The 25,107-nt window shown below is 43.2% G+C and carries 27 protein-coding genes; 12 read left to right on the plus strand and 15 right to left on the minus strand.

Features of this window, described 5'->3' with window-relative positions; genetic code table 11:
* Positions 1–2: 2 nt before the first annotated feature.
* Positions 3–767 (minus strand): flagellar motor protein PomA, encoded by a 765-nt coding sequence (gene pomA, locus RH40_RS18265; protein WP_009603177.1) that lies wholly within the window; start codon positions 765–767, stop codon positions 3–5.
* Between the two features lie 260 nt (positions 768–1,027).
* Here pomA and xseB point away from each other — a divergent pair, with 260 nt between their 5' ends.
* The 3 genes from xseB to dxs are packed head-to-tail and all read left to right on the plus strand — an operon-like array spanning position 1,028 to position 4,059.
* Positions 1,028–1,273, plus strand: coding sequence for an exodeoxyribonuclease VII small subunit (gene xseB, locus RH40_RS18270; protein WP_009603178.1), 246 nt, complete (start codon positions 1,028–1,030; stop codon positions 1,271–1,273).
* Between the two features lie 18 nt (positions 1,274–1,291).
* A complete protein-coding gene (gene ispA / locus RH40_RS18275) occupies positions 1,292–2,176 on the plus strand; it encodes a (2E,6E)-farnesyl diphosphate synthase (RefSeq protein ID WP_009603179.1) in 885 nt (294 codons plus the stop codon).
* A 20-nt stretch (positions 2,177–2,196) separates the two neighbouring features.
* Entirely contained in the window at positions 2,197–4,059 is a 1,863-nt protein-coding gene (gene dxs, locus RH40_RS18280; RefSeq protein WP_009603180.1) for a 1-deoxy-D-xylulose-5-phosphate synthase, read from the plus strand.
* A 26-nt stretch (positions 4,060–4,085) separates the two neighbouring features.
* Here the strand turns inward: dxs and truC are convergent, their stop codons facing one another.
* Both truC and RH40_RS18290 read right to left on the minus strand, forming a co-directional pair.
* A complete protein-coding gene (truC, locus tag RH40_RS18285; protein ID WP_009603181.1) occupies positions 4,086–4,811 on the minus strand; it encodes a tRNA pseudouridine(65) synthase TruC in 726 nt (241 codons plus the stop codon).
* Entirely contained in the window at positions 4,805–5,140 is a 336-nt protein-coding gene (locus tag RH40_RS18290) for a YqcC family protein (RefSeq protein WP_338131538.1), read from the minus strand. Before RH40_RS18290 ends, truC begins: the two co-directional genes overlap by 7 nt.
* 62 nt (positions 5,141–5,202) lie before the next feature.
* Here RH40_RS18290 and RH40_RS18295 point away from each other — a divergent pair, with 62 nt between their 5' ends.
* From RH40_RS18295 to RH40_RS18305, 3 genes are read left to right on the plus strand one after another with little or no spacing between them, the layout of a single operon-like run.
* On the plus strand, positions 5,203–6,240 hold the full coding sequence (locus tag RH40_RS18295) for a DUF3549 family protein (protein ID WP_009603183.1): 1,038 nt from the start codon (positions 5,203–5,205) through the stop codon (positions 6,238–6,240).
* Between the two features lie 4 nt (positions 6,241–6,244).
* Positions 6,245–6,544 (plus strand): DUF3301 domain-containing protein, encoded by a 300-nt coding sequence (locus tag RH40_RS18300; RefSeq protein WP_009603184.1) that lies wholly within the window; start codon positions 6,245–6,247, stop codon positions 6,542–6,544.
* A 30-nt stretch (positions 6,545–6,574) separates the two neighbouring features.
* On the plus strand, positions 6,575–6,862 hold the full coding sequence (locus tag RH40_RS18305; RefSeq protein WP_009603185.1) for a hypothetical protein: 288 nt from the start codon (positions 6,575–6,577) through the stop codon (positions 6,860–6,862).
* 61 nt (positions 6,863–6,923) lie between these two features.
* Here the strand turns inward: RH40_RS18305 and sucD are convergent, their stop codons facing one another.
* The 8 genes from sucD to sdhC all read right to left on the minus strand — a co-directional run bounded on the left by sucD (position 6,924) and on the right by sdhC (position 16,523).
* Complete coding sequence (sucD, locus tag RH40_RS18310; protein WP_005476019.1) at positions 6,924–7,796, minus strand: succinate--CoA ligase subunit alpha; 873 nt, start codon at positions 7,794–7,796, stop codon at positions 6,924–6,926.
* Entirely contained in the window at positions 7,796–8,962 is a 1,167-nt protein-coding gene (sucC, locus tag RH40_RS18315) for an ADP-forming succinate--CoA ligase subunit beta (RefSeq protein WP_009603186.1), read from the minus strand. The genes sucD and sucC overlap by 1 nt, the downstream gene beginning before the upstream one ends.
* A gap of 182 nt (positions 8,963–9,144) precedes the next feature.
* Positions 9,145–10,350 (minus strand): 2-oxoglutarate dehydrogenase complex dihydrolipoyllysine-residue succinyltransferase, encoded by a 1,206-nt coding sequence (odhB, locus tag RH40_RS18320; protein WP_009603187.1) that lies wholly within the window; start codon positions 10,348–10,350, stop codon positions 9,145–9,147.
* A 29-nt stretch (positions 10,351–10,379) separates the two neighbouring features.
* Positions 10,380–13,205: a 2-oxoglutarate dehydrogenase E1 component gene (sucA, locus tag RH40_RS18325; protein WP_009603188.1), complete on the minus strand. Its 2,826-nt coding sequence runs from the start codon at positions 13,203–13,205 to the stop codon at positions 10,380–10,382.
* A gap of 95 nt (positions 13,206–13,300) precedes the next feature.
* A complete protein-coding gene (locus RH40_RS18330) occupies positions 13,301–14,011 on the minus strand; it encodes a succinate dehydrogenase iron-sulfur subunit (protein ID WP_009603189.1) in 711 nt (236 codons plus the stop codon).
* A 14-nt stretch (positions 14,012–14,025) separates the two neighbouring features.
* Complete coding sequence (gene sdhA, locus RH40_RS18335; RefSeq protein ID WP_009603190.1) at positions 14,026–15,792, minus strand: succinate dehydrogenase flavoprotein subunit; 1,767 nt, start codon at positions 15,790–15,792, stop codon at positions 14,026–14,028.
* Positions 15,793–16,137: a succinate dehydrogenase, hydrophobic membrane anchor protein gene (gene sdhD, locus RH40_RS18340; protein WP_009603191.1), complete on the minus strand. Its 345-nt coding sequence runs from the start codon at positions 16,135–16,137 to the stop codon at positions 15,793–15,795.
* A complete protein-coding gene (gene sdhC / locus RH40_RS18345) occupies positions 16,131–16,523 on the minus strand; it encodes a succinate dehydrogenase cytochrome b556 subunit (protein ID WP_009603192.1) in 393 nt (130 codons plus the stop codon). Before sdhC ends, sdhD begins: the two co-directional genes overlap by 7 nt.
* Positions 16,524–16,918: 395 nt before the next feature.
* Here sdhC and RH40_RS18350 point away from each other — a divergent pair, with 395 nt between their 5' ends.
* Positions 16,919–18,208 carry a citrate synthase gene (locus RH40_RS18350; protein WP_009603193.1) on the plus strand — a complete coding sequence of 430 codons (1,290 nt, stop codon included), beginning with the start codon at positions 16,919–16,921 and terminating at the stop codon, positions 18,206–18,208.
* Between the two features lie 41 nt (positions 18,209–18,249).
* Here RH40_RS18350 and RH40_RS18355 read toward each other — a convergent pair whose 3' ends face one another.
* On the minus strand, positions 18,250–19,008 hold the full coding sequence (locus RH40_RS18355; protein ID WP_009603194.1) for a Nif3-like dinuclear metal center hexameric protein: 759 nt from the start codon (positions 19,006–19,008) through the stop codon (positions 18,250–18,252).
* Positions 19,009–19,087: 79 nt separating this feature from the next.
* Between RH40_RS18355 and RH40_RS18360 the strand changes: the two genes are divergently transcribed.
* On the plus strand, positions 19,088–19,855 hold the full coding sequence (locus RH40_RS18360; protein ID WP_009603195.1) for a DUF1853 family protein: 768 nt from the start codon (positions 19,088–19,090) through the stop codon (positions 19,853–19,855).
* A gap of 67 nt (positions 19,856–19,922) precedes the next feature.
* On the opposite strand, the gene pgm is transcribed toward RH40_RS18360, so the two are convergent.
* Together pgm and seqA are read right to left on the minus strand one after the other, a co-directional pair.
* The gene (gene pgm / locus RH40_RS18365) at positions 19,923–21,566 is read right to left on the minus strand and encodes a phosphoglucomutase (alpha-D-glucose-1,6-bisphosphate-dependent) (protein ID WP_009603196.1); all 1,644 of its coding nucleotides are present in this window, start codon (positions 21,564–21,566) and stop codon (positions 19,923–19,925) included.
* A 77-nt stretch (positions 21,567–21,643) separates the two neighbouring features.
* The gene (gene seqA, locus RH40_RS18370; RefSeq protein ID WP_009603197.1) at positions 21,644–22,171 is read right to left on the minus strand and encodes a replication initiation negative regulator SeqA; all 528 of its coding nucleotides are present in this window, start codon (positions 22,169–22,171) and stop codon (positions 21,644–21,646) included.
* A 92-nt stretch (positions 22,172–22,263) separates the two neighbouring features.
* On the opposite strand from seqA, the gene RH40_RS18375 reads away from it, so the two are divergent.
* The 3 genes from RH40_RS18375 (at position 22,264) to fldA (ending at position 23,916) form a co-directional block, all read left to right on the plus strand.
* Entirely contained in the window at positions 22,264–23,028 is a 765-nt protein-coding gene (locus RH40_RS18375) for an alpha/beta fold hydrolase (RefSeq protein WP_009603198.1), read from the plus strand.
* Between the two features lie 92 nt (positions 23,029–23,120).
* Positions 23,121–23,342: a DUF2788 domain-containing protein gene (locus RH40_RS18380; RefSeq protein ID WP_009603199.1), complete on the plus strand. Its 222-nt coding sequence runs from the start codon at positions 23,121–23,123 to the stop codon at positions 23,340–23,342.
* A gap of 40 nt (positions 23,343–23,382) precedes the next feature.
* The gene (gene fldA / locus RH40_RS18385) at positions 23,383–23,916 is read left to right on the plus strand and encodes a flavodoxin FldA (protein WP_009603200.1); all 534 of its coding nucleotides are present in this window, start codon (positions 23,383–23,385) and stop codon (positions 23,914–23,916) included.
* 47 nt (positions 23,917–23,963) lie between these two features.
* Here fldA and RH40_RS18390 read toward each other — a convergent pair whose 3' ends face one another.
* Positions 23,964–24,449: a DUF4442 domain-containing protein gene (locus RH40_RS18390; RefSeq protein WP_009603201.1), complete on the minus strand. Its 486-nt coding sequence runs from the start codon at positions 24,447–24,449 to the stop codon at positions 23,964–23,966.
* A 200-nt stretch (positions 24,450–24,649) separates the two neighbouring features.
* Between RH40_RS18390 and fcrX the strand changes: the two genes are divergently transcribed.
* Complete coding sequence (fcrX, locus tag RH40_RS18395) at positions 24,650–25,096, plus strand: ferric iron uptake transcriptional regulator FcrX (protein ID WP_009603202.1); 447 nt, start codon at positions 24,650–24,652, stop codon at positions 25,094–25,096.
* Positions 25,097–25,107: the final 11 nt, after the last annotated feature.

A 25,107-nucleotide genomic window follows, 5' to 3' on the forward strand; every position in this document is an offset into this window, starting at 1 on the left:
ACCTATTCATTATCAACATCGAGTGCACGCTTGCCTTCGTTGAGATAGTTTTTAAGATAGCTGTCTATCACTCTCGGGTTCTGACCATCTTGAATAGCCAAGACACCATCCATAATAAGACGACGATTTAACTTTTCCTGCTCACGACGCAAAGATAGCTTATCTGCAATAGGGAAGAAAATCATGTTGGATAGAATCGCTCCGTACAAGGTTGTTAAGAGCGCAACAGCCATCGCCGGTCCGATAGACTTGGGATCGTCCATGTTAGACAACATCGCCACCAAACCAACCAATGTTCCTATCATACCCATGGCTGGCGATACATCGCCAAAAGCACGAAAAACGTTACATCCAGAGTCATGCCTCTCATCAGTCAGTGAAATATCTTTCTGTAGTGCAGAACGAACGACATCTGCATCATGGCCATCAACTAATAAATCAATGCCTTTTTGCATGAAGCTATTGGTTATCTCCATTTCCTCTAATGCGAGAAACCCACCCTTACGAGCCGCATCTGCCATTTCTACGACTTTAGCGATTAGGTCTTCAGGTTCATCGGATTTAAACATAAAAGCTTTACCAGCAATTTTTCCTGCGCCAAAAAACTGCCCCATAGTAAACTTCATCATGACGACGAAAATTGAGCCCCCCACAACGATGAGAATCGAAATAACATCGATAAACATTGTAATGCTGCCACCCAGTATCATTGCCATGATGACGAAAGCAAAGCCACCTATCAGCCCTACTAGCGTTGCTAAATCCACAGTGAACTCCTCACATTGTATCTAATCCACTACCAAATTATATCGGCAACGGCTTAAGATCTTTAGTCTTTTATTGGTATCGCCTTCAAATTAATACCAAAGTTATGATTTTTTGCCTCATTGCCAGTACTTACCGGCCGACGCTTCGTCTACTGCAATTGGTGCTAAGCTCTATTTTTCTTATCATTTTTAAAGGTTAAATTTGACCATTAATAGCTGCTAGGGTAACTTTCGTGAATCTTTATTTATATAAGAACATTATGGCGAGCAAAAAACCAGAAAACATGGCCTTCGAAGCGACCATCGAAGAGTTAGATACCATAGTAACTAACCTCGAAAATGGTGATTTGTCCCTAGAAGATGCATTAAAAAGCTTCGAAAGAGGCATCTCTCTCGCGCGAGCTGGCCAATTAAAATTGTCTGATGCTGAGCAGCGTGTCAATATTTTATTACAGAATGATGATTCTGCTCCGTTATCTGATTTCAATACTAAGTCCGAACAGTAGTTACACAGCATGTCAGTCATGAATGAGGTTTTCACCTCTCTTAAACAAAGAAATAGCTTAGAGCTAGAGAAATGGCTTGAAACTCTTGGCCATCCCGATCTGAGTTTAGTTCAAGCAATGAAATATAGCTTGCTATCCGAAGGGAAAAGAGTTCGACCTTTCCTAGTGTACGCTACAGGACAAATTTTGGGTTCTGCAGTTGAAGACCTTGATACTGCGGCAGCAGCAATAGAATGCATTCATACGTACTCTCTCATTCATGATGACCTTCCAGCAATGGATGATGATGACCTGCGCCGTGGACATCCGACTTGCCATATGCAATTTGATGAAGCAACAGCAATACTCGCAGGTGATGCCCTTCAAACTCTAGCATTCACTATACTATCTGAAGGCAAACTGAGCCCAAAGGCAGAAAAAAACCGTATAAAAATGGTGCAAGTTTTGGCTAATGCATCAGGAGCCAGAGGAATGTGCCTAGGACAAGCCTTAGATCTCAATGCTGAAGGGAAAAGTGTCAGTTTGAATCAGTTAGAAGCTATTCATGTTAATAAAACGGGTGAATTGATCAAGGCAGCGGTTAAACTCGGTGCGCTCTCTTGCGGGAGCCTTGACGATGTTACAGCCACTCATCTCGATAGGTACGCTGAAGCTATCGGTCTAGCATTTCAGGTTCAAGATGACATACTTGATCTGGTTAGTGATACCGATACATTGGGCAAACCACAAGGCTCGGATATCAAGGCAAACAAAAGCACCTATCCCTCTTTGTTAGGACTCAAAGGCTCACAGACGAAAGCCCAAAATTTATTAGAGGATGCGCTTCGTTCTTTAGACAGCATTCCTCACGAAACCCAAATACTCGAAGATTTCGCCCGATACGTCATCGAGCGCAAGAAATAACACATATAGCGCGCAAACATATGACTCTTGATATTTCAAAATATCCAATACTGGCCCAGGCTGATACGCCTGAGGATTTAAGACGCTTACCCAAAGAATCTCTAACCACTTTGTGTAATGAATTACGTACCTATCTTTTAAATTCTGTTAGTCAATCTAGTGGTCATCTCGCTTCAGGACTAGGCGCGGTAGAGCTAACAGTTGCACTTCACTACGTATATAACACCCCTTACGACAAGCTTATTTGGGATGTTGGCCATCAAGCTTACCCCCACAAGATATTAACGGGAAGACGTGACAGACTGACCACGATTAGACAAAAAGATGGATTACACCCATTCCCTTGGCGCGCAGAAAGTGAGTACGACACACTTTCAGTCGGACACTCATCAACCTCCATTAGTGCAGCTCTTGGGTTAGCCATTAGTGCAGAAAGAGAAGATAAAGGTCGAAGAATAGTTAGTGTCATCGGTGATGGCGCTATCACGGCCGGCATGGCTTTTGAGGCGATGAACCACGCGGGTGATGTTCATTCTGACATGCTCGTGATACTAAACGATAATGAGATGTCCATTTCAGAAAACGTTGGCGCACTCAACAACCATCTTGCGCAAATATTATCTGGTAACCTGTACACCTCTATCAGAGAGGGTGGTAAAAAAGTCCTATCTGGCATACCGCCGATAAAAGAACTTGTTAAGAGGACAGAAGAACATCTCAAAGGTATGGTTGTTCCTGGAACACTCTTTGAAGAGCTTGGTTTCAATTACATCGGCCCCGTTGATGGTCATGATGTCACAGAGTTGGTAAAAACACTCAAAAATATGAGAGAACTTAAAGGGCCTCAGTTCTTACACATAATGACTAAAAAAGGTAAAGGGTATGAGCCCGCAGAAAAAGACCCTATTGGTTATCATGCCGTGCCCAAGTTCGCTCCAAGCGATGATACCCTGCCTAAAGTAAAAGGAAAGAAACCGACATTCTCCAGTGTTTTTGGTGATTTTCTCTGTGATATGGCTGCTCTCGATCCCAAACTTATGGCAATTACACCGGCGATGAGAGAAGGGTCAGGTATGGTTCGATTCTCTAAAGAGTTTCCTGAACAATACTTTGATGTCGCTATAGCCGAGCAGCACGCCGTTACTTTGGCAACGGGTATGGCGATTGGTGGTAACAATCCTATCGTCGCTATTTATTCGACATTCTTGCAGCGAGGATACGACCAGCTTATCCATGATGTTGCAATCATGGATTTACCTATCATGTTTGCTATTGATAGGGCTGGTTTAGTCGGAGCAGACGGTCAGACTCACCAAGGTGCTTTTGACCTTAGTTTTATGCGATGCATACCCAACATGATCATTATGGCACCCAGCGATGAAAATGAATGTCGTCAGATGCTATATACAGGCCACCGACATAAAGGCCCATCTGCTGTGAGGTATCCGAGAGGATCCGGTATTGGCGTTGACACCGGGTCAGAATTTACTCAGTTAGAAATCGGTAAAGGCAGAATACTCCGCCAAGGCCAAAAAATAGCGATACTCAGTTTTGGTACTTTTTTGCATAGTGCCCTACAAGCTGCTGAAAACATTGGTGCTACCGTGGCAGATATGCGCTTTGTAAAGCCACTTGATGAAAGCCTTATCAGACAGCTTGTCCAAGACCATGATGTAATTGTCACTATTGAAGAGAATGCCATAACTGGTGGCGCTGGTTCTGGTGTTGTTGAATTTATGATGAAGGAAAAACTTATTAAGCCTGTTCTAAACCTAGGCTTACCCGATAAGTTTATTCACCAAGGCACACAAGAAGAGCTTTACGAAGAACTCGGCTTAGATGCGAAGGGTATTGAAAAAAGTATTCAAAACTACATGCAATGATGAAAAAAGCCCATACAGGGCTTTTTTTAATTTTGTGGTAACAGCCAATCAAACACCTCTGCTAATCTTGCCCATGTTTCATCAAGACCTGCATTAATAACCACACTCTCGCCCGTAAAAGGATGGATAAATGAAAGTGATGACGCGTGTAAAAGCAAGCGATGAGAGTCAAGTTCGTGCCTAAATAGCTTGTTGTGTTTACCATCACCATGACTCGTATCTCCTATGATGGGGTGCCTTAGATGCGCCATATGACGCCGTAATTGATGCTTACGTCCTGTTCGCGGTTTCAATTCCATCATGCAATAACGTGTTGTCGGAAATTTCCCCATCGCAATAGGAAGTTCAGTTTTGGCAATAGGTTGATAATCGGTAATAGCATCCTGAGCCTCCTTATCTAGAGTTGCATGTTTATCAGCGATTTTATCAAGCTCAACTTTTAATGGGTAATCTAATACGCCAGCTTGCTCGATCCAACCGCGCACGATGGCGTGATAGGTTTTATTCATCTCATGATTGGCAAACATCGGCATAACGCTAGATGCTATCTCACTCGATAGAGCAAAGATTAAAACCCCTGAGGTCGGTTTATCGAGACGATGAAGAGGAAAAACATGCTGTCCTATCTGATCCCTGAGCGTCTGCATAACAAATTGAGTTTCGTGTTTATCAAGCCAGCTCCGATGAACCAACATGCCAGCAGGTTTATTGACCGCCACAAAGTAGTCATCTTGGAAAACAATCTCTAGCATTCACCTTCCCCTTTATCGATTTTTTTCAGTATTAGTAATATCGGTAAATATCTCGAGTCGCCCTGCCAGCATTGTTCAAAATAAGGACTGATATTAAACTGCTCTGGAATGGGCAGATTTTCGCCTATCTGATGGCGAAGTTTTTCAATAAAGACCCACTGTAGCCACTCGCTTGGCTCTAACCTATCCATTGCAAATGGCTGTTGACTCACCAAGTACTCTGCATCTGGAGGTTCAGCTTGCCAAAGAGCAACTCGTTTCATTTGTAACTCTAGTTCAGCCAATAATTTGCATAAATTTCTCTTACTTGTCATTTTATCTTGGGTCATCACCTTGAAAATTACGCGTAGAATACCATTTATATAGAGAATCAAGTTAGGACAATTCACTTATGGAAACCATTCACACTTTAAGCGAGCTTCTTACTGGTAGTGATTGCCAATATCAAGTCTACGATCTAGGTCGAAGAGTAAAAATAATCGACAACAAAACTTTTTCTTCGGTAGAGAAAGGCCTTCAGCCATACCCCTATGCAATTCAGCGTAAAGCGCAACTTGCGATTGCATATTGGAATCAACATAGACAACCTTGGATCTGGTTTCTTAAGTTCGAATTGGATGAACGCGGATTAATAAAACAATCAGATATCGGTAATTTCATCAAGCTTGTAGTAGAAGCTATGGGTACTCGTGTCACTCATGACATAACACCAGAACAACAAGAAAAGCTGTCGGCTAATCCATATACTTACAAACCAGCCGAAGACAAATTAGCCGTTTTTCATAGTCAAATTCGCGCCCATCTATCACTACCATGTAGTCAATATTATGAGCATGCTCAGCACTATTTGTCAGGTCAGCTCGGTTGGGAAAAATGGCAAGCCGTCGGCCTACAAGGAATAACGGACATCTGCGCACGCTTGGGGCAGGAACAAAATGGAGTCAAAGTTCTAAGAGCACTTGGGAATTTACCCAGTGAGCCTCTTTATGCATTACTTGGTGCTTTAGAACACACACTTATACCAAATAAAATTGCGCAAAAGCTTTCAACCCTAATCCTAAATGAAATGGCATCTAATGAGCCCGATCTATTTCTGATCAGTGCGCTTACCCGGGCACTATCTGGTGCTGATAGTGAGATTGGTGAACCCATTTTAGATAACATTCTCTCTTCTGCTCGTTTTAGCCATCAAGAAGTGCTTATAGCGATTGCAGGACGCTGCTGGCATTGGGTGAACAACAGTCAAAGAGCTGAAGCTTTCCTATTGAGACTGGCACAAACAAATAACCAAATACTCTTTAACCAGCTTTTTGCAGACTTAGTCATGTTGCCAGAATTAAGGTTGATTATGTTGCCACTGCTGCACTCGAATCCATCAGAAGAACTCACTCAAGCAATGCTGAATCTTCAGAAAGCGGCCAAGGCGTAATATTATGATGACGGATATTTTTATAGTACTCCTACTAGCAGCGGTGTGCTTCATTTTTTGGCAACAACGTCGCCAAGCTGAATTAGCGAAACTTGTCGCGAGTCGAAAGTGCAAAGAATTAAATTTACAACTGCTTAGCGTAGCACTCAAAGCTCACAGATTAAAATCACCAACAAAAACATGGTACTGGCATTCTGAATACAATTTTGAGTTCTCTTCAATGGGAGATGACTGCTATCAAGGTAAGATTATCTTCCGAGGTTTCACTGTAATCGATATCATTTTACCACCACACAGGGTTTAAAAAATTGGCCTCAAACGAAAGGATTTATTTATGCTCTCTCAGGATGTAAGCAACGAATTACAAACAATCCTAGAACGTTTGCGCGATGAAGGAAAAGAACCGACCGTTGCGCTTGTTAAAGCTCGTCTGTCTGTAAAAGTTCCAATGCCAGCTTTGATTACAACAATTAAGCGTTGGAAAAGTACCTCACAAGTACCCAAAATTGAAGTTGCCCTTAAAGAGCCCGACAATAATGAACGGATTAAAGAGCTCGAGAAAACCGTTCAAAACCTCGTTAAGAGAATTGAATACCTTGAACTTCGTTTTGGAAAACAATAGCTAAGGCACTTCAATAAAAAAGGCTTGATTAAAATCAAGCCTTTTATTTTTTGTATCGAACTTACCAGCCAGTAATTTCGCGTAGACCTTTACCGATGTCAGCAAGAGACTTAACCGTCTTCACACCTGCAGCTTCAAGTGCAGCAAACTTGTCTTCTGCTGTTCCTTTACCACCAGAGATGATTGCACCAGCATGTCCCATACGTTTACCTGGAGGTGCAGTTACACCAGCAATATAAGAAACAACAGGCTTAGTTACATTCTCTTTGATGAATGCTGCTGCTTCCTCTTCAGCTGTACCACCGATTTCACCGATCATAACGATCGCTTCTGTTTCAGGATCCTCTTGGAAAAGCTTCAAGATGTCGATGAAGTTAGAGCCAGGAATAGGGTCTCCACCAATACCAACACAAGTAGACTGACCAAATCCTTCGTCTGTAGTTTGTTTTACTGCTTCGTACGTTAGCGTACCAGAGCGAGAAACAATACCAACTTTACCTTTCTTATGAATATGACCTGGCATGATACCAATCTTACACTCGTCTGGAGTAATAAGTCCTGGACAGTTAGGGCCGATCATGCGAACGCCTGTTTCTTCTAGCTTCACCTTAACATCAATCATATCGGTAGTTGGAATACCCTCAGTGATTGTAACGATAAGTTCAATCCCTGCATCAATCGCTTCTAGGATTGCATCTTTACAGAAGGGCGCTGGTACATAGATAACTGTCGCTGTCGCACCAGTTGCTTCAACAGCTTCACGTACTGTGTTAAATACTGGTAGGCCCAAATGCGTTTGTCCGCCTTTACCAGGAGAAACACCACCAACCATCTGTGTACCGTAAGCAATCGCTTGTTCTGAGTGGAATGTTCCCTGACCGCCAGTAAAACCCTGACAAATGACTTTAGTGTCTTTATTAATTAGTACAGACATTATTTGCCCTCCGCAGCAGCAACAACTTTCTGAGCTGCATCAGTTAATGACTCTGCAGCAATGATATCAACATCAGAATTAGCAAGTACTTGACGGCCTAGATCCGCATTTGTACCTTCTAGACGAACAACAACTGGGACATTTACGCCCACTTCTTTCACTGCACCTATGATGCCTTCTGCAATCATGTCACAACGAACAATACCACCGAAGATATTTACAAGAACAGCTTTAACGTTGTCATCAGAAAGAATGATTTTGAATGCTTCAGCAACACGCTCTTTAGTCGCACCGCCACCAACATCGAGGAAGTTTGCTGGTTTGCCACCATGAAGGTTAACAATATCCATTGTACCCATTGCCAAACCAGCACCGTTTACCATGCAGCCAACATTACCATCAAGTGCAACATAGTTTAGTTCCCACTGTGCGGCATGAGCTTCACGCTCATCTTCTTGTGATGGATCGTGCATTTCACGAAGTTTAGGCTGACGATAAAGAGCATTAGAATCGATATTGATCTTACCATCTAGGCAAAGAAGATTACCTTCACCCGTAATAACCAATGGGTTAATTTCAAGCAAAGCAAGATCATGCTTAGCAAACATATCACCTAGGCCCATGAAGATTTTCACGAACTGTTTAATCTGATCGCCTTCAAGACCCAGTTTAAACGCAAGCTCACGGCCCTGGTAAGCTTGTGGACCTACGAGTGGATCGATGGCTGCTTTGTGAATTAACTCTGGTGTCTCTTCTGCAACTTTTTCGATTTCCACACCACCTTCTGTCGATGCCATGAAAACAATCTTGCGCGTTGCACGATCAACAACAGCACCTAAGTACAGTTCGTTTGCGATGTTTGATGCTTCTTCAACAAGAATCTTTGTTACAGGCTGACCATTCGCATCTGTTTGATAAGTTACTAGGTTTTTACCAAGCCATTTTTGAGCGAATTCTTTTACGCCCTCTTTATCATCATGTAGTTCAACACCACCTGCTTTACCACGTCCACCTGCGTGAACCTGACATTTTACTACTTTCTTCGCTGTCGTGATGCGACCAGCCGCTTCTGCAGCTTCTTGAGGAGTGTCGCACGCGTAACCTTCCGGTACCGGCAAACCGAATTCTGCAAACAGCTGTTTGGCTTGATATTCATGCAAATTCATTTTGATATTCCGTCTATGTTCCCTGTTAGGGATTATTGTTCCATGACGACGCAAGTATTCCTTGTCGCCGCCTGTAGGGTCTTCTCAAAAGGACTGGTAACCCATTCCAAATGAAAACTAGATAGCTTTCACTATCTAGTCTCGATTCACTAACGAGTAGCTTAAATCGCTACCCGCATGTGTTACACATCCAATAATAGGCGTGCAGGATCTTCCAAAAGCTCTTTGATTGTCACAAGGAATCCAACAGACTCACGACCATCGATCAAGCGGTGGTCATATGACAATGCAAGATACATCATTGGAAGTATTTCAACTTTACCATCTACCGCCATTGGACGATCTTGGATTTTGTGCATCCCCAAGATAGCAGACTGTGGAGGGTTAATGATAGGAGTTGACATCAATGAGCCAAACACACCACCATTGGTAATAGTAAAGTTTCCACCCATCAGCTCATCAACTGTAAGCTTACCATCTCGACCTTTGATTGCGAGCTCTTTAATGCCTTTTTCGATGTCTGCAAAGCCTAAAGTATCGCAATCTTTAAGTACAGGTGTAACCAAACCTCTTGGTGTTGATACAGCCATACTAATATCGAAGTAGTTATGATAAACGATATCATCACCGTCAATCGAAGCATTAACTTCAGGGAAACGTTTCAGTGCTTCTGTCACCGCTTTTACGTAAAAAGACATAAAGCCCAAGCGAGTGTCATGGCGCTTTTCAAACTGATCTTTATACTGCTTACGAAGATCCATGATAGGTTTCATGTTGACTTCATTAAACGTCGTCAGCATTGCAGTGCTATTTTTAGCTTCTAGTAGTCGGTTAGCAACCGTTTTACGCAAACGTGTCATTGGTACACGTTTTTGACTACGTAAAGCCGCCGGAGCTTCAACTGGCGCTGAATCAGCAGACTTAGCGCTTGAGCCATTTGCAAGATGCGCTTCAATATCTTCGCGAGTAATGCGACCACCAACTCCCGTGCCTTTGACCTGACTCGCATCAAGGCTATGCTCTGCAAGAAGGCGACGAACAGCAGGACTTAAGGCGTCACTACTTTCTTCAGTTAGAGAAGCCTTGTGGCGTTTGTCTGGAGACGCCTCAGACTCTTGAGTTGTGTCAGAAGTTGGCTCTCCCGCGACAGCGCCTGGTTTTAGTTTAGCAATGAGCTGTTTAGAGAGTACAGTCGCACCTTCTTCTTCAATAATAGCTTCAAGTACACCTGCTTCTGGTGCCGGAACTTCTAAAACTACCTTGTCAGTTTCTATATCAACCAGTACTTCATCACGCTCAACAGCGTCTCCTGGTTGCTTGTGCCATGTTGCTACTGTTGCATCGGCAACAGATTCGGGTAAATCTGGAACCAGAATTTCAATCGTCATATCTGTCTCTTCCTATTCACTTCTAGTTCTTAGTCTGAAGTTTTTTTGTTCACGTTAAGCGCAGCTTCGACCAGCGCTTTTTGTTGTTTTAAGTGCACCGACATATAACCCACTGCTGGTGATGCAGATGCAGGGCGTCCCGCATACTTCAATTCCATACCGGCGGGTATCGAGGCTCTGAAGTTATGCTGACTCGAGTACCATGCACCTTGGTTTTGCGGTTCTTCTTGACACCATACTGCGTCCTCAAGGTTTGTGTACTGCGAGATAATCGCCTTAACGTCTTCCAACGGATAAGGGTATAACTGCTCAACACGAATAATCACCACATCATCTTGCTCATTGCTTCGACGCTGCTCAAGCAGGTCAAAGTAAACTTTACCAGAGCAAAGAACGACTCGTTTGACGTTTGCTGGGTCTAGGTTATCCAATTCGCCAATTGCAGACTGGAATGTGCCTTCAGCTAACTCTTCGATAGTCGACGTACACAATGGGTGTCTTAACAGAGACTTCGGAGACATAACAATAAGAGGTCTACGCATTGGCCTAACCACTTGGCGGCGGATCATGTGATAAACCTGTGCAGGAGTTGAAGGTACAACAACCTGCATGTTTTGCTCAGCACACAGTTGTAGATAACGTTCGAGCCTTGCCGAAGAGTGTTCAGGCCCCTGCCCTTCATAACCGTGAGGAAGAAGCATGGTTAGACCGCACAAGCGTGCCCATTTCTGTTCACCTGATGAAATGAACTGATCGATAACGACCTGCGCTCCATTTGCGAAGTCACCAAATTGAGCTTCCCAAATCGTAAGACCACCTGGCTCCGCCGTCGCATAGCCATATTCAAACGCCAATACAGCCTCTTCTGAAAGTACAGAGTCGAAGACCTCAAATGGCCCCTGCTTATCATGTACGTTTTCAAGCGGTATGTAAGTACTTGCGTCAGTTTGATTATGGAGGACTGAGTGTCTATGGAAGAAGGTACCTCGACCAGCATCCTGTCCAGAAATACGGATTCGCTTGCCATCATCGACTAGTGTTCCATAAGCCAATGTTTCTGCCATTCCCCAATCAATCGCTTTTTCACCTTTGAGCATTGCTGTTCTGTCGTTATAAAGCTTATTGACTCGGCTTTGCAGCTTATGGCTCTCTGGATGCTGACAAATGCGATGACCCAACTCGACCAAGCGGTCTTTGTCGTAATGGCTATCCCAATCAGTATCCCAATCATGACCAATGTATGGTGACCAATCAACAGAATGAAGTGTCATTGGACGCCATTCTTTTACGACAACCTCACCGTGATCAAGAGCGTCTCGATATTCATTGACATACTGAGTGGTTGACTCAATGCCGAAATCGCCACGGTCAATTAAAACATCAGCGTAGATTTTTCTTGGTGTAGGATGTTTTTTTATCTTCTGGTACATGAGAGGCTGAGTAGCATTAGGCTCATCTGCCTCGTTGTGACCATGTCGGCGATAACACACTAAATCAATCACTACGTCACGCTTGAACTCATTACGGTAGTCCAGTGCGATTCGAGTAACAAAAGCAACCGCTTCTGGGTCATCTGCATTAACATGGAATATTGGTGCCTGAACCATCTTGGCAATATCGGTACAGTACATGGTCGAGCGAGTGTCACTTGGATTCGAGGTAGTAAAACCAACCTGGTTATTGACAACAATCCGCACCGTACCACCAACTTTGTAGCCACGTGCCAGTGACATGTTGAATGTTTCAGCCACAACGCCCTGACCCGCAATCGCAGAGTCACCATGGATAGTAATAGGAAGAACGGTATTTCCCTCACTATCTCCAAGTCGATCTTGACGTGCACGAACAGAACCGATAACAACCGGATTCACAATTTCCAAGTGAGAAGGGTTGAATGCCAAAACTAAGTGAACATCACCACCTGGTGTGGCAAAGTCAGCCGAAAAGCCTTGGTGGTATTTAACATCACCAGTACCCCAAGACTCGTCATGCTTACCCGCAAATTCATCGAATAGGTCTTGAGGCTTTTTACCCAATACATTGACAAGCATATTGAGACGGCCTCGGTGAGCCATACCAATAACCACTTCTCTCATTCCACTTTTACCCGCATGACGAATTAACTCTTTCGTCATTGGAATAAGGGCATCACCGCCTTCAAGTGAAAAACGCTTAGCTCCAGGGAACTTAGCACCCAGGTAGCGCTCTAGCCCCTCAGCAGCAGTCAGTTCTTCGAGAAATGATTGTTTTTCCTCACTTGTAAATTTAGGCTGACCAACAACAGATTCCAACCTCTGCTGAATCCATCGTTTTTGCTCAGTGTCGATAATGTGCATGTATTCTGCACCCACGGAGCCACAGTAGATTTGCTTTAGAGACGAATAGATATCTTTCAGGGGCATGGTGTCTTTGCCGATAGCAAAGGAACCAACATTGAAAGACTCTTCTAGGTCATCATCTGTAAGGTTATGGAATGCTGGATCAAGTTCTGCAACATGTGGGCGTTGCCATAATCCGAGGGGGTCAAGCTGTGCCGCTTCGTGACCACGAAAACGGTAAGCGTTGATCAATTGTAATACTTTTACTTGTTTAGCGTCGACATCTGGATCACTGACTTGGACATTGTAATGCTTTGCCTCTTTCGCGAGTCGCCGGAAGTATTCGCGGACACGGGAGTGAGGCTGTTCAACAACCTCTTGTGAAGGTTTTGGTAAACCTTCAAATACCTGTTTCCACTCCTCACTTACCAGGTCAGGATCACTTAGATACAATTCGTAGAGTTCTTCTACATAAGTTGCATTCGCGCCAGCCAAGTGTGAAGACTCGAGCCACGCCTTCATCACGCCGTTATGCATATTTTCCCTTAACCAGTAGTTTTCACGTTTGCTGCGGTCTACGCCGCGCTATTAATGCCGACCGGTATTGGCCGGCAACTTCTTAATACTATTTTTTAAACCGAACGATTAACCAGCATAGTCTTGATATGACCGATAGCTTTCGTTGGATTCAGTCCCTTAGGACATACACTGACACAATTCATTATCCCATGACAACGGAAAACGCTAAATGCATCGTCAAGATTTGACAGACGTTCGTCAGTTGCTGTGTCACGACTGTCAATTAACCAACGATAAGCTGCCAATAAACCAGCAGGACCGATAAACTTGTCAGGATTCCACCAGAATGATGGGCAAGACGTCGTACAACAAGCACACATAATACACTCATACAGTCCATCTAAGTGTGCGCGGTCTTCCGGGGATTGCAAGTTTTCGCGTGATGGTGGCAACGCATCATCATCAATCAGGAATGGTTTAACCTTAGCGTAGTTATCGTAGAATTGCGTCATATCAACGATCATGTCACGAACGACAGGAAGCCCAGGCAGTGGTCGTATAACGATCTTCTTACTACCAAGTGCTGACAACGGGGTGATACAAGCTAGCCCGTTCTTACCGTTCATGTTCAAGCCGTCAGAACCACACACGCCTTCTCGGCAAGAGCGTCTGAATGCAATTGTTGGATCTTGCTCTTTTAACAGAATTAAGGCGTCCAACACCATCATGTCAGAACCTTCTTCTACCTCGAGAGTATAGTCCTTCATATAAGGCTTTTTATCAGTATCAGGGTTGTAGCGGTACAAAGAGAAGTTAAGTTTCATAAGTAGGTCCTCCTCTAGTATGTACGTACTTTTGGCGGAAATGCGTCACGATGAATCGGCGTCATGTTAACATCACGTTTCGTCATCGCTTCGGTTTCCGGATTATAAATAGAATGGCATAGCCAGTTCTCATCATCACGATCTGGGTAGTCAAAGCGTGCATGGGCACCGCGGCTTTCTGTACGATAGTTCGCAGCAACGGCCGTTGACAATGCAGTTTCCATCAAGTTGTCCAGTTCAAGACACTCAATACGTTGTGTATTAAACTCTGTTGATTTATCTGCAAGATGAGCATCATTTAGGCGCTCTCTGATAACCTTGAGCTCTTCTAGACCTGTTGCCATTGCTTCACCTTCACGGAAAACAGAGAAGCTGTTTTGCATACATGACTGCAAGTCTTTACGAATTTGAACTGGGTCCTCACCGCTAGTGCTGTTTTCCCAGCGCATTGTTCTTGCTAGAGATGCCTCGATATCTGATTCAGTAGCAGGACGTGCCTCTGCTTGTGCCGCTAGAGTCTCACCTAGGTGTAATCCCGTTGCGCGCCCAAATACGACTAAATCGAGCAACGAGTTGCCGCCTAATCGGTTTGCACCGTGAACTGAAACAGAAGCGATTTCGCCACAAGCATAGAGACCTTGAACTTCCGAATCACTACCATCAGCGTTTTGTTTGATCGCTTGACCAGAGACCTGAGTGGGAACACCGCCCATCATGTAGTGACAGGTTGGAATAACTGGTATAGGTTCCTTGACTGGGTCAACGTGTGCAAAGGTTCTAGAAAGCTCACAGATGCCAGGCAACCTGGATTCAAGAACGTCTTTACCAAGGTGATCAAGTTTGAGCTTGATATGAGGCCCCCACGGACCATCGCAACCACGCCCTTCACGTATCTCAATCATCATTGAACGTGCAACAACATCACGCCCTGCCAAGTCTTTTGCGTTAGGTGCATAGCGCTCCATGAAACGCTCACCATCTTTGTTCAGTAGGTATCCACCTTCACCACGACAGCCCTCAGTCACAAGAACCCCTGCCCCTGCAATACCTGTGGGATGGAATTGCCACATTTCCATATCTTGCATTGGCACACCTGCACGCAACGCCATACCAACGCCATCACCAGTATTGATGTGTGCATTCGTAGTGGATTGATAGATTCGACCTGCTCCACCTGTCGCAAGCACTGTTGCTTTGGACTTGAAGTAGCAAATCTCACCCGTCTCCATACAAATGGCTGTACAACCTAGGATCGCTCCATCTTGGTTTTTAACCAAATCTAGCGCATACCACTCAGAAAATATGGTTGTTTTGTACTTTACGTTCTGTTGATAAAGAGTGTGTAGTAGGGCATGTCCTGTACGGTCTGCCGCCGCTGCAGTACGCGCTGCTTGCTCTCCACCGAACTCTTTTGATTGGCCACCAAATGGGCGCTGGTAAATACTACCATTGTCGAAGCGAGAGAAAGGTAACCCCATCTTTTCAAGTTCGATTACTGACTCAGGTCCGTTTTTACACATGTATTCGATAGCATTTTGATCACCAATGTAATCAGAACCTTTTACCGTATCGTACATATGCCACTGCCAGTTGTCTTGGTGCGAATTACCAAGCGCAACAGTGATCCCACCCTGAGCGGATACAGTGTGTGAACGTGTAGGAAAAACTTTTGATAACAAGGCACAAGTTAGGCCCTGTTCAGATATTTGCAGTGCAGCACGCATGCCTGCACCACCTGCGCCGATAACTACGGCGTCAAATTCGCGAACTGGAATAGACACTTACGCACCCCACAATATAAATAGACCAGAGAAGAAGTAGCTCAAAACAACGGCAATAACGCCGAGTTGGAGTCCACCACGAAGCTTGGTTGACTTGATGTAGTCCGTCAACACCTGCCACAAACCTATCCATGCGTGGATGAGTAAGGATGCAAGTGCGAGCATTGTAAATACTTTAGTGAATGTCCCACCAAAGAATTGAGTCCACGAGACATATGAGATGTCAGTGAATGCACAGAAGCTTACTAAATATATTGTGTATAAGGTCATTATTATCGCTGTAGCACGAACTAGAAGAAAATCGTGCACACCGTTACGACCAAATGAAGAAACGTGTTTTACCATACCATGACTCCCGCTAAAACAGATAGAACGATAGTCGCAACGAACGACACTTTCGCGCTCATCGCACCTGACTCTAGTTCTTCAAAGTGTCCCATATCCATGAGTAAGTGGCGTATTCCACCAACTATGTGATAAGCGAGTGCGGTTAGTATTCCCCAAATGATAAACTTCACGAAGAAGCCATCAACTAGGCTAGCAGCTTGGGCATACCCAACCGGGGACGACAGTGATATGGATAATAACCATAATAAAATTCCGATCGCGACAAACGTAATCACTCCAGAGATCCGGTGTAGAATCGACGCTATTGCTGTAATCGGAAAGCGAATAGTCTGTAAATCTAAGTTAACAGGTCTTGACTTTCTTTCTTTCACGGGCTTGCTCACTCATGCTCATTGAAGCATTTATTGTTATGGACGAATTTCAATTACAAACTTTCTAAGCTAACATCTGTATAAATCTTAGCCATGATGTGCGCTAAGGACAACTTGTAAATAAGATGTTAATAAAAGGACTAAAACGCATCCTCACATTTGTTTTGAGCCCTTAACTTGAAAGGTCTGCATTAAAATTTCCGGCGCCAATATAAGGCCGGCAACATTCTAATACAAAAAGTGCAACAAATTTTGTTACACAGACCAGATTTTTCACCTTATACGGATAAAAAACTCAGACAAGTGCACACATCGGATGAGAAAAATTGACTTTAATAACGAAGACACGTAAAAAAACCGCACACAAACATCCTGGACGGATTAAATAATAAACAAAGGAGATTGTTATGGCAGATAAGAAAGCTACCCTTCATGTTGAGGGACAAGCGCCTGTCGAACTTCCGATTATGGAAGGTGCCCTTGGCACTCCGGTAATTGACGTTCGTACACTGGGAGCAAATGGTTTCTTTACATTTGACCCAGGTTTTCTTGCCACTGCATCTTGTGAATCTCAAATCACCTTTATCGACGGTGGAAAAGGCATTCTTTTACACCGCGGATACCCAATTGATCAGCTCGCTAACAACGCTGATTATTTAGAGGTGTGTTACATACTTCTTTATGGTGAAGCCCCCACACGTGAACAATATGAGCAATTCAAAAAAACTGTAAAACGTCACACTATGGTCCATGAGCAAATCGCGAGCTTTTTCCACGGTTTCCGTCGCGATGCTCACCCAATGGCTGTAATGTGTGGTGTTGTCGGTGCTTTGGCTGCTTTTTATCATGATTCATTGGATATCAACAACGATGAGCACCGCGAAATTGCGGCTTACCGTTTGTTGTCAAAAATGCCGACACTGGCAGCAATGTGCTACAAATACTCTATTGGTCAGCCTTTCATTTACCCAAGAAACGACCTAGCCTATGCAGAAAACTTCCTGCATATGATGTTCGCAAATCCATGTGAAGAATACGAAGTCAATCCTGTTGTTGCGAGAGCAATGGACAAAATCTTCACTCTTCATGCTGATCACGAGCAGAACGCATCAACCTCGACGGTTCGTTTGTCTGGTTCATCTGGTGCAAATCCTTTTGCATGTATTGCCGCAGGTATCGCTTCTCTATGGGGTCCTGCTCATGGTGGTGCAAATGAAGCATGTTTGAAGATGCTTGAGGAGATTGGCAGCGTAGACAATATCCCTGAATACGTTGCAAGAGCGAAGGACAAAGATGATCCATTCCGCTTGATGGGTTTCGGTCACCGTGTTTACAAAAACTACGACCCACGAGCAACGGTAATGCGTGAGACTTGTCATGAAGTCTTGAAAGAGCTCAACATCAGCGATCCTCTTCTCGATGTTGCTATGGAACTTGAACGTATTGCATTGTCAGATGAATACTTCGTTTCTAAAAAGCTCTATCCAAATGTTGATTTCTACTCGGGAATCATCTTAAAAGCGATTGGAATACCAGTCTCAATGTTTACAGTTATCTTCGCAATCTCCCGTACAATCGGTTGGATTGCACACTGGAACGAGATGCATAGTGATCCTCTTAACCGTATCGGCCGCCCACGTCAGCTGTACACGGGTCAAACACAAAGAGAGTTCTCTCCTCTCAGTGAAAGAGATTAATATCATAAAAAAGGGCTTAGTTTTACTAAGCCCTTTTTCTTTTAAACTGGATTATCGATATCAATAAACTCAACATCAAGACCAAACTCTCTGGCAACCCACTCACCTAAAGCTTTAATTCCGTATCTTTCCGTTGCATGATGACCTGCAGAAAAATAATGAATATTTCGCTCTCGAGCGGTGTAGGTCGTACGCTCTGAAATTTCCCCCGAAATAAAAGCATCCAAATGATGTTGAGCCGCAAGTTCAATGTAATCTTGTCCACCACCAGTACACCAGCCTACAGTCTTGATCAAACTATCACCGATTTCTGGAGTAATGTGGAGAGGTTTTCTATTGAGAACTCTTGTGATTTTTTGGGCAAAAGCTGTTCCCAACATTGGCTCTTTTAGCTCACCATATAAAGCGATCGATGGCTCCTTGGACTCAAGCCCTCCCTTAACTTCAACATCAAGCAAACGTGCTAACTCAGCATTATTTCCAAGTTCAGGATGGACATCAAGTGGTAAATGGTAGCCATATAGGTTGATATCGTGCTTCATCAATGAGCGGATTCGATTGCCTTTCATCCCTCGAATTGGCTCAGGTTCACCTTTCCAAAAGTAACCATGATGGACTAGTATCGCATCAGCCTCTCGCTCAATCGCTTTTTCAATCAGCGCTTGGGAAGCAGTAACGCCAGTAACAATTTTGGTTATCTCTGTTTTTCCTTCAATTTGCAATCCATTTGGGCAGTAGTCCTTAATTGCTCCTGAAGATAATTTGGTGTTTAGTAATGTTTCTAGCTCTAGATGGTTCATAAGTGCTCACGAAAATGATTGCTATATCAGAATGTATTATGGTTACAATAATAACTCTCACTGTCTAAAGAGACCAGATATGAATCACTTGCAACGTTTTGCAAATTGGGTTTTAACAACCCCTTCTTTGTTTGAAAACAATAGACCTCTCGTAGATTTGAAACATATTTCTTTAGAAAGAGAGAGTCTAGAAATCGCTTATAAAGGTAACCCGAGGTTAGGCTTCATTTATCAGCACCTATGCAGCCTCATCCTTTCAAATTCCGAACAATATGCCCTTGAACTAGAAGAAATACAGATAAATACAGACTCTGGACAGACCATAGGTGCTATTGATTTCATCTTAAAGAATCATCTAACTCAAACTTTTGAACACTGGGAAGTAGCAATAAAATTTTACCTTTTACATCAGGGGACATGGTTTGGGCCGAATGCACATGACCAACTCGACAAAAAGCTTCACCATATGCTAAATCACCAGTTAAAAATGACTTCAAATTCTCTTTTTCAACAAGCCTTTCCAGGCTATCACCATATTAATGAAAATTTACTGATGCAAGGTAGACTCTATATCAACCCATTTTCTGATGATCCCGTACCACAAGAATGTATTGGCTATACGTTAAATCAAGAGCAAATTTCGGGTTATTGGTGTTACCAACACCAATGGGATTTGATAAATAAGCCTCTATATGAATTGAAAAAGTCGTTGTGGGCTATTGGTCTAGATGAGTTTAGTCATCCTATAACTAAACCTACCGAAAGGTTTGTTCATGCTCAAACAAAAGACGGGGACTTTTGGTTTATTGTGGCCAATGACTGGCCCCACAACAACCAGAAGGATTAGGGCTAACGCTCCCAATCCTTCTACCTTTACAGCAACGGTTAAACACCGTACCTAAGTATTTAGCTCTCTATAACCCTGCCTTTGCAAAAACTTGATTCACAATCTCTTGAGCCTGCTGCTCAATCAAGCGCAAATGTTCAGCACTAATAAAGCTCTCACAATATATCTTGTATATGTCTTCTGTACCGGACGGACGCGCAGCAAACCAGCCATTCTTGGTCGACACTTTTAATCCGCCAATTGCAGCTCCATTTCCCGATGCATGCGTCAAACGCTGTAAAATTGTTTCTCCAGCGAGTGAATCACTTTCAACCATTTCAGGGTTAAGAGCTTTAAGAATCTCTTTTTGAGGTCCGGTAGCTGTAGCTTGGAGTCGGCTATAATAAGACTCTCCATGTTTTGCAGCCAATGTTTGGTAGTATTCTTGCGGGTTAAGGCCTGTTACTGCTGTGATTTCAGCAGCGAGTAGACACAAGATGATACCATCTTTATCTGTCGACCAAGGAGTGCCATCTTTTCGTAAGAATGAAGCACCTGCACTCTCTTCTCCACCAAAGCCAATTTGACCGTTATATAATCCATCGACAAACCACTTAAAGCCAACAGGAACCTCGCAAAGGTTCCGACCTAAGTCGGAAACCACCCTATCAATGAGTGCACTAGAGACAAGTGTTTTGCCAACATTAATCTCTTGATGCCAATCCCTGTGTTTAAATAAGTAGTCAATACACACAGCAAGAAAATGGTTAGGGTTCATCAGTCCAGAGGGGGTCACAATGCCATGGCGATCAAAGTCGGGGTCATTACCAAACGCCAAATCATACTGATCTTTCAAAGCAAGAAGCCCTGCCATTGCATAAGGAGACGAGCAATCCATACGAATAACACCATCTTTATCTAATGGCATAAATTGAAAAGAGGGATCGATGCTTTCACTGACCAGCGTTAGATCCAAGTCATATTTACGACCAATTTGACGCCAGTACTCTACGCCGCTTCCTCCCAATGGGTCGACCCCAAATTTGAGATTAGCCTTTTTAATCGCTTCAATATCAATTACATTTACCAAGTCATCAACATATGGCGTAACCAAGTCTAATTCCACAAAAAGTGGAGAAAGCCTAGCCTGTGAAAAAGCAAGCCTCTCCACTGGTTTCATCCCATTTTGGATTATTTCATTCGCTCTTTGTTGAATTTCTCTAGTAAGCCTATCGTCTGCTGGCCCACCATGAGGGGGGTTATATTTAATACCACCATCTTGAGGAGGGTTATGCGATGGCGTTATGACAATACCATCTGCTTTTACGTCTTCACACTTGTTATGCTCAAGTATGGCATGAGAGATACTGGGAGTTGGAGTGTAGCCATTATTTTCCTGAAGCCGCACCTCCACGCCATTAGCGATTAGAACTTCAACCACACTAATAAATGCAGGTTCTGAAAGCGCATGTGTATCTTTCCCCACGAACAAAGGTCCATTAATACCTTCTTTTTTACGAATTTCCGCAATGGCTTGAGCAATCGCCCAAATGTGATATTGATTGAACGAGCTCTTGTCTGAAGAACCTCGGTGTCCTGACGTACCGAACACTACACTATGTGAAGGGTTTAACGGATCAGGTTCAAGTAAAAAATAGTTTGAAACAAGTACCGGAATATTGGGCAGATCTTTCTGTTCTGCTCGCAAGCCAGCACGTGAGTGCGTTGCCATACAAGAGATCCTTTAGTTTATTCTTGGGTAAGTGCCTTGCAGAAGATATTCTACGCTGCAAGGCGAATACAGAGGGTTTAAATTGAATTGGTTACTTTATCGATCAAGTCAGTGGGGTAGCTCATCCTCGCCATAAGTTGCTCTATCATCTGCCTTTTTCGGCTAGTGTTATTGTTTGTTATTACCCAAAATGGTGAACCAGGAATGGCTTTGGGCTTAGTTGTATTACCATTTGCCAACAGTGTTTGCTCATTATCGGCAAAATAGAGTCTTTTGCGCCCTTTTACTTGGGTTGCCGCTGAAAAGTCTTGTGGATTAATATGATGAAGCGTCGAAAGAACGAGCATGAATCGGTCAATCGCTTTTTTTAGACCTGAGAACTCATCAGAAATTAATAAGGTGCGCATTTCCTTAACACTATCAACACGCTTTTCTTTTGGCTTACTATCCGTTGTATCGACAACGATTTGTTCAACTGACGTTATGGTAGCGTCTCGGTTCTTCATGAGAAGACGACGCAGGATATCCGAAGCACTCTCACCTATATGCTGGGTTTGACTGGCTATGTAACGGTATAATTCCTCATCAACCTCTATCGTTTTCATTCGCTTTTCACAATCTCTATGTTTACACTCAGGAGATTATAACGAGATCTTTTATCAGACTCTACGTCTAACCCGTCATGAATAAGATAAAAATGTCACAATTACTCAACTATAAGCTTGAAGGTGAGGGTCACACCATAGTATTGATCCATGGATTATTTGGCAGTATGGATAATTTGGGTCTGCTCGCCAGAGACTTAAAGCATGATTACCAAGTATTAAGCCTAGATTTAAGAAATCATGGTCAATCTTTCCATAGTGAACAACACACCTACGAATTAATGGCGCAAGATGTCAAAAATGTTATTGAACATCTTGGTTTAACAGATTGTATTCTAGTTGGACATTCGATGGGTGGAAAAGTCGCTATGAAACTGTGCGACCTAGCTCCTAATTTAATCAAGCAACTGATTGTGCTTGATATGGCTCCTGTACCCTACCAAGTGAGTCGCCATGATAATGTGTTCTCGGGACTAAAAAGTGTTCTTGAACAAAAACCAAAACATAGAAAAACAGCGATGGAGATTCTGGCACAACACATAGACTTGGAGGGTGTTCGGCTTTTTTTAGGTAAATCGCTGTACAGTGGCGAAGAGCACCTAATGTGGCGTTTCAATGTTGAAAGTTTATGGAATAACTACAGTGATATCACAGGTTGGCAAGACATTGACAAAACCGACATTCCCACGATGTTTATCAAGGGAGGAGAATCTGATTACTTGACAAGTGAGCATCAGCCTCAGGTACAACGTCAGTTCAGACATGCCAAAGCTCATGTCATCGGAAATACTGGACACTGGCTGCATGCTGAGAAGCCATCAGAAGTTATTCGTGCGATTCGTAAATTCATTACCTAAAATAGATAGAGGCACTTGCTAACGTTGCCCGTTAACATTACTTGTTAACAATGATATAGTTCGGCTCAAACAATTTGGCATAAAGGGATTCCATGCTTTACGACTACATGAACATGTTTGAATCAATAGGCCTCGATCTCCTTTTCGCTTCGATATTCTTTTTGATCGGAATGGCGATAAAGGATGTATTGAATGCGGGGAAAGTTCCCCCTTTTGGTCGTCGTATTGTATGGTTAGTCCTATTTCTCGGTTGCGTGGGTTTTATTGCAAAAGGTATTATCCAACTCAGCTGGGAAGGTGGTGGTATAGGCTAAAAGCCACTCTCACAACAAATATGAGTAAAGGTACGAATCTATGGCAAGTGTAGGCATCTTTTTTGGAAGCGATACAGGTAACACTGAAGCGGTTGCAAAAATGATTCAAAAGCAGCTGGGTAAACAACTTATTCACGTTCAAGATATCGCTAAAAGCAGTAAAGAAGATATCGACAATTTTGATTTACTGCTGCTCGGTATTCCAACATGGTACTACGGTGAAGCACAATGTGACTGGGATGATTTTTTCCCAGAACTAGAGCAAATTGACTTCTCTACTAAACTCGTCGCGATTTTTGGTTGCGGTGACCAAGAAGATTACGCAGAGTACTTCTGCGATGCAATGGGAACAGTACGCGACATCGTCGAGTCAAAAGGCGGCACCATACTCGGCCATACATCAACCAGCAGCTATGAATTTGAGGCCTCAAAAGGCTTAGTTGAAGGTGATGACAGTCAATTTGTTGGACTTTGTATTGATGAAGACCGCCAGCCAGAATTGACCAAAGAAAGAGTCGAAAACTGGTGTAAGCAAGTTTACGAAGAAATGTGTTTAGCTGAACTCGAAGGCTAGAAAAAAATCTGCATTTTAGTTATTCAAACCTCCCCAAGGGAGGTTTTTTATGCCGCTTCTCTATATTGGGGCTTCTTACGAACGTACAGCCTTCTTCTCACTTCAGAGACAACCTCACCTTCTCTATCTTTAACGTAAATAACAAACTCAGGAAAACTTTTACTTCCATTCGAAGTTTGTTCAATGATGTCGTGTAACTGGTTTTGACTGACACAGAATTCGGCAAAAAGGTCGCTATTACCAGGTTTAATGAAATTGATGCTTGCTTCTTTATCCCAAACGAAATACTTCTCTCCAAGAATCCCCATAAGCATTAAGGAATAGATAGGATCAGTCAGTGAAAAAATACTCCCCCCGTATTGAGTTCTATTCGCATTCTTATTCCACCATCGTAGCTTGAGCTTCATTTTCACTTCACGAAAATCATGGCTTATCGATAAAATTTTGATTCCTGCTCCCCAAAAAGGAGGCCAAGAGTTTAGTACAAACTTTACCACTTTAGGTTTAAATATCTTTGCTAAGGTACGATTCATCTCACAGACTCCTTTCCTGAACAGAAAATCATCCCTCCATACTAACTGGTCTGATGTGTTATTTCAGTGATATTATACTTATTTATGAAAAAATTGATTAACCCTTTGAACTTCACGGTTTATTGTTTACGTTGACTACCCTATAATGAATAGAATATTGAATTCTGCTAACCCAGTACAGATCATCAACAGGAAAGCATATGTCAGATAACAACCAAGCACTCAAGGATGCGGGTCTTAAAGTTACTCTACCGAGACTTAAAATTTTAGAAGTATTACAGCAACCAGAGTGTCAACATATCAGTGCTGAAGAGCTGTACAAGAAACTGATCGACTTGGGAGAGGAGATCGGTCTGGCCACCGTCTATCGAGTTTTAAACCAGTTCGACGATGCAGGCATAGTAACTCGTCACCACTTTGAAGGTGGTAAGTCGGTGTTTGAGCTATCAACTCAACACCACCATGACCATTTGGTTTGCCTTGACTGTGGCGAAGTTATCGAGTTTTCTGACGATGTTATTGAAGAACGTCAAAAACAGATCGCTGCAAAATACAACGTCACTCTGACTAACCACAGCCTCTATTTGTACGGTAAGTGTAGCGACGGCAGTTGCAAAGATAATCCAAACGCTCACAAAGCTAAATAAAAAAACGCTCC

Origin of the sequence: Vibrio caribbeanicus ATCC BAA-2122, assembly GCF_000165125.1 — a bacterium.
In the GTDB taxonomy this organism is placed as follows: Bacteria; Pseudomonadota; Gammaproteobacteria; order Enterobacterales; family Vibrionaceae; genus Vibrio; species Vibrio caribbeanicus.